Consider the following 5,433-nt stretch of genomic DNA (forward strand, 5'->3'; position numbering starts at 1 on the left):
ATTGAAAGCATTTTGATTTCATAGCTCTCAATAGGCTTCATTTTTGATTTTCCGTCAACGGTTACAGAAACAGGTTTCTCGTTCTCAACGTCAAACATAATAGGCATAGAAGGTCCGTAAATATCAGCATCTAAAACCCCAACTTTAAAGCCCATTTTTGCAAGTGTAACAGCCAAGTTTGCAGTCACAGTAGATTTTCCTACTCCTCCTTTACCAGAAGCAACAGCGATAATATTTTTAATTCCAGGAATTGCACGACCTTTAATTTCAGGTTTCTCTGGAGTTTCTACTTTAATGTTTACTTTTACTTTAGCATCAGGAGATATTAAATCATGAATTGTTTTTCTAATATCATCTTCTGCTCTTTTTTTGATGTGCATAGCAGGTGTATGCAATACAAGGTCTACAACAGCTTCATCTCCAAATGTTATAACATTGGTTACGGCACCGCTTTCAACCATATTTTTTCCTTCTCCAGCAATAGTGATTGTCTCTAAAGCTTTTAGAATTTCTTTTCTATCTAGTTTCATTGTAATGGGCTATTTTTTTATTCTCTAAAAACAGTCTTATAAGATTATATTTATTTAAACTGATTTCAGGGTGCAAAGATAACAGATTAAGTTCGGAAATTAAGCGTTTTTGAATTGTAATTATTGATATTGAGATTATTCAAAATTATTCAAAAGTATTTTTTATTGAAAATCATAATTAAGAATGATTAGTGTTCTGATGCTTTGAGAAAGTTTTTCTATTTAAATGAATATTTTTTTATGTAAGTTTTCTTTCAATTAAATAAAATTCTCACAAAACTTCGTTATATTTGATAGCCCAAATCGATGATTGCAAGAGATGAAAAAAATATGTGAAAACTAAGATTTTTTTAGAGTGTTTATTGGGTTTTCGGTATTTTTTTTAAAGTTATTTCCACTAATTTAAAACTTTAAAAATATGCGAAATTTTACTTTTTCTTTAATTATTGTTACAGTCGGTTTTTTTGCATTTTCATTCAATTCATTATCCAACAGTGCCAAAAACAATACTGATTTAACAAATCGAAAAGCTGTTTCGGTCATTACTCTCGATGCCGCTTCAATCAATGCTTTTTTTAAAAAATATCCTAAGCTTAAAAAATATCAGAAAGATGTCGAGGGTATTTACAAAGCCAAAGACTATAAATCTATTTGGTATGATGATAAAAGTATCACCGAATTTGGATCCTTATTGTACCAGAAAGTAAATGTTCTGAAAGATCAAGGTATTGAAGAGAAAATGCCTTACAAAGAGCAAATTGATGAGGCTTTTAATGAAAGTTCTTCAAACAAACCACCACAGCTTGATACCGAATTACTGCTTACAAGCATGTATGTATTTTATGCCAGCAACGTGTATTCTGGAGTAGATCCTGCGACTTTGAAAAAAATAGGATGGTACTTGCCTGCAAAATCTATTTCGTATACTCACATTCTAGATTCATTAATGGTAGATACAGATCGATTAAATGAAGATGATAATCTGTTATTCAGCCAATATTACAAATTGAAAGATGCACTTAAAAAATACCGTAAAATAGAAACCGATAATCTTTGGAAGAAAATTACAATTGATAGTCTCAATTTTAAAGACTTAAGACCAGACGATACAGCTATTGCTATAAAACAAATTAGAAATCGCTTATTTGTAGTTGGAGATTTAAAACAAGATTCTGGAAGTGATATTTATGATGAAGAATTGATGGCGGGAGTTTTAAATTATAAAAAAAGATATAATCTAAAAATAAATTATGCCCTAACAAGAGATATTATCAATCAGATGAATGAGCCGATTAGTAAAAGAATCAGGACCATTATGCTGAATATGGAAAGATGCAGATGGATTCCGACCAAATTGGCAAAAGCTGAAGAATATGTCATGGTAAATATCCCTTCATTTAGATTATTCTATGTTAAGGACGGAAAATACGATCTTGTTTCGGATATTTTTGTTGGTAACAGGCTTAGTGAGACTGTAATTTTTAGTGGCAATATGGATCGGATTGTTTTTAGTCCTTATTGGTATGTGCCAACGAGTATTATTCAAAATGAATTAAAACTCCAGATGGCAAGTGATAAAAACTATCTCGCAGAACATAATATGGAATGGAATGGAGGGAAAGTGCGACAAAAACCGGGACCAAAGAATTCTCTAGGATTAGTAAAATTTATGTTTCCGAATCCGAACGATATTTACATGCACGACACGCCTGCAAAAAGTTTGTTCGAATTTGAAAAACGTACTTTCAGCCACGGTTGTATAAATGTGAAAGAAGCCAAACAGCTTGCATTGCATATTTTAAAAGACGATCCAGACTGGCCGGTAGATAAAATTGAAAGCGCTATGAGTGGAGAAAAAGAAACAACTTGTATGCTTAAACGCAAAATTCCAGTTTACATAGGATATTTTACGTGTTGGGTTCAGGATAACGGAGAAGTCAATTTTTTTCCAGATGTATACGATCGAGACCAAAGTCTAGACAAACTGATCTATAACGATGCTGTAACGATGAAAGATTAAAAATAGAAGCCCGGCGGATTTAAAAAAAATCTGTCGGGCTTCTTTAAAAAAAATGGTCTACAAGCTTATTCGTATTTTAAATATTTTAATATATCGATCTTGGTTACCTGAAATGCTTTTGTTAAAACAATAAATAAGGTTAAGAACAAAAGAGAAATCAAGGCAATTATGAAAGGAATAGTCGATATTCCAATTCTAAAAGCGAAATCTTCCAGCCATTTCTGTAATAATATATAAGCAGGAACAATCCCGATTGCAAATCCTATAAAACAGTAAACAATATATTGTTTCGACAATTCTTTTAGGAGAATATCTGTTTCAGCTCCTAATGTTTTTCGAATGGCGATTTCTTTCAATCTTCTCTCCATCGAAAATGATGCCAAAGCAAACAATCCAAATATGGCAATTACGATTACGACCAAATTTAGGATGAAAAAAAGGTTTTTTTGCTTGACTTGCTCTTCATAAGTTTTTGCAAATCCTTTGTTAACAAATTCGTAATCAAATGGATAGTCTGGGTTTACGTTTTTCTCCCAATATAATTTCAATTTTTCTAACGTTTCTGTTAAATTATTTGGAGAAACCTTTACAAGCACTCTATTGAAATTATTCCATTTTAACGTTTTTAAACTAATAAAAACCATTGGCGGAACCTTATTCTGCAAATCGATTAAATTAAAGTCTTTTACAACTCCAACAACTCTAAACTTTAAGTTATCATCGCTGCCAATACTCCAGCCCGATGTTATCATAGTGTTCACTGGATTCTTAAGATTTAGTTCTTTAGCAAGCGTTTCGTTTACAAGCATGCCACTTACCGTGTCTGATGCAAATTGAGGAGATAAATCGCGTCCTTCGGTGATTTTGATTTTCATCATTTCAAGAAATCCAAAATCCATTTCGATGTTTTTTGGCTGTACAAAAATTCCATTATGCTTAAATCCTGAACTTGATCCAGAATTGCCTCCAAAAGTGCCGGCAAATGTAGTAACATCTACAACTCCTGGGATTTTTTTAATTTCTTGTTTCTGTGCTAAATATTTATCTGTTCTGCTTAACCGCTCTTTTGTATTGTACGTAATAGAAAGTACTTGGTCACCGTTGAAGCCTAGATCTTTATTCATCATGTAATCAACCTGCGAATTAACAATCAATGCTCCAATGATAAAGAAAGCTGCAATTCCGAACTGAAAAATAAGCATTGAGTTTCGAATCCAGATACCACTTTTACTTCTTGAGAAATTACCTTTTAAAACCTTTAATGTTTCAAAATTTGAGATATAAACAGCAGGGAAAATACCCGCAAGAACAATTACTAATCCAAATATAAAAATAAGCTGCAGGTAAAATTCGCCGCCATTCATAGTCAAAGTCTTTCTCAAGAAAGTATTGTAATAAGGTAACGAAAGCTCAACAATAGCAAGTGCAAAAACAATAGCAAGCATTACTATTATAGAAGTTTCAAAAATAAACTGAGCAACAATCTGCTTTTTGGTTGCGCCAACAATCTTGCGAACACCAACTTCTTTGGCGCGTTTAATGGCCGATGCAGTTGCTAGATTGATATAGTTTACCATCGATAAAAATAATATTAGAACAGATAAACCGCCCATAATATAAAGCAATTTTAAATTGCCTTGCCCTTCGGGAAAATTTTGTCCTCCTGAACTTTTTGTGCCATACAAACGAGAGGTTTTCAATTGATCAAGCATCACTTCGACCTGTCCGTTTTCTTTTAGATATTGTTCTACAGTCTGGCCGCTGGCTTTTGCATCTTTTACTGTTCTGTTGATAAAAATTACATTTTGCATTTTCTTTATAAGAGCAGAAGGATTGGTTCCTTTTTTAGCTTTGACCATTAAAGCATAATTAAAATTCCCCCATTGATCTTTATCACCGTCACGTTTAACCCCGTTAAAAACATAATTTGGTTCTATAGAAGAAGGTTTAGTTACACGATAAACCGCTTTTACGATGTAATCGCCATTTCCATACGTAATTGATTTGCCAATTGGATCATCGTTTTTGAAGAGCAATTTTGCCTGATCTTCAGATACAGCAACACTATTTTTTTCTTTTAAAATGTTCTGTTTATTTCCTTTGATAATTTCAAAAGGGAAAAAATCAAAAAAGTTTTCGTCTGTACGAATAACTTTTTTATCTAATATTTTTAGATTTTGAAATTTAACAACGCCATCTTCGTACCAATTGTATAGAAAGCAAACTTTGTCAATTTCGGGAATTGTAGCTTTGCAGGTTTCTCCAAACGGGATCGAACTAGTTGCCCAAATATCTCCTGAGCCAATTTTGTTTAGAACAAGATAAGCGTTCTCTTTTTCAGGATTCCATTGATCGTATGCATTTTCATTGTTCCAATATAAAATCGCAAAAATAACAGAAGCAATTCCGATACTTAATCCTAGAACATTTAAAAACGAAAACAGTTTGCTTTGTTTTAAATGATATATAAATATTTTAAACCAGTTAAAAATCATTTTGAGGTATATTTTTATAGTTGATATGGTTGTTTTTGGCAAACCTTTCGGTTTTTAAATCATAGTAAATATTTTGCACACCAGTTCTACCAAAACTACAAGTGCAGTAACAATAATTTTAATCATCACTTTATTATTTAGCGTCCATAAAAACATCAACATTACGTTGATTTAACTTTTCAGAAAATATAACTCCGTCTTTCATGTGAATAGTTCTTTGCGAAAAAGAAGCATCATAATCAGAGTGGGTAACCATCAAAATAGTAGCGCCTTTAGCATGTAAATCGGTTAAAAGTTCCATTACTTCATTACCGTTTTTACTGTCTAAGTTTCCTGTTGGCTCATCGGCCAAAATAATTTTAGGGTCATTTACCAAAGCTCTTGCAAC

The 5,433-nt window shown here is 32.3% G+C and carries 3 protein-coding genes and 1 pseudogene; 1 reads left to right on the forward strand and 3 read right to left on the reverse strand.

Annotated features, from left to right (window positions below):
• Positions 1-530: P-loop NTPase (locus tag B3J44_RS09755; protein WP_286968183.1), on the reverse strand; the 530-nt coding region annotated here is incomplete at its 3' end.
• Positions 531-948: 418 nt separating this feature from the next.
• On the opposite strand from B3J44_RS09755, the gene B3J44_RS09760 reads away from it, so the two are divergent.
• Positions 949-2,550: a L,D-transpeptidase family protein gene (locus B3J44_RS09760; protein ID WP_286968184.1), complete on the forward strand. Its 1,602-nt coding sequence runs from the start codon at positions 949-951 to the stop codon at positions 2,548-2,550.
• A gap of 65 nt (positions 2,551-2,615) precedes the next feature.
• On the opposite strand, the gene B3J44_RS09765 is transcribed toward B3J44_RS09760, so the two are convergent.
• Both B3J44_RS09765 and B3J44_RS09770 read right to left on the reverse strand, forming a co-directional pair.
• Positions 2,616-5,045 carry an ABC transporter permease gene (locus B3J44_RS09765; RefSeq protein WP_286968185.1) on the reverse strand — a complete coding sequence of 810 codons (2,430 nt, stop codon included), beginning with the start codon at positions 5,043-5,045 and terminating at the stop codon, positions 2,616-2,618.
• 133 nt (positions 5,046-5,178) lie between these two features.
• Positions 5,179-5,433: pseudogene (locus B3J44_RS09770) on the reverse strand (ABC transporter ATP-binding protein); the annotation flags it as partial.

It is taken from the genome of Flavobacterium sp. UBA4854 (assembly GCF_002399805.1).
GTDB classification, from domain to species: Bacteria; Bacteroidota; Bacteroidia; order Flavobacteriales; family Flavobacteriaceae; genus Flavobacterium; species Flavobacterium ginsengisoli.